The 296-nt window shown below is 46.3% G+C and carries 1 protein-coding gene; it reads right to left on the minus strand.

The genetic code is table 11. The features are described 5' to 3' along the window. Positions 1-220 (minus strand): hypothetical protein (locus ACY2RQ_RS19935; RefSeq protein WP_490114761.1); only part of this gene is annotated, 220 nt, incomplete at its 3' end. Positions 221-296: the final 76 nt, after the last annotated feature.

The following is a 296-nucleotide window of genomic DNA, read 5'->3' on the forward strand; positions in this document are numbered from 1 at the left end:
GAAGCAAAGTCAACTTCAAGTCTGATAAAGTAACATCCTTCATTGTGTTGGCTGGCGTTGGGAGAGATTGGAGTTGTTTCCCTGAGTTGCGCCGCAATTTAAATTTGTGTCGGCGTCGAGTAAAGCGTTTGCGGCGTTTTAGCTCTGTATTCTGGCCTTCGAGTTGCCAACGCCAGCATAGCGATTGTGCAAAAATCACCAGGCAAACAACTGTGTCCATCCTTGAAAAAGAATCGGCTTTATTGTGCAAGGCTGGCAACAAACATCTGAGCTCATTCCTTTTTAGGTAGCGCCGT

The sequence above is a fragment of the Parendozoicomonas sp. 209JJ7-1 genome (assembly GCF_058147085.1).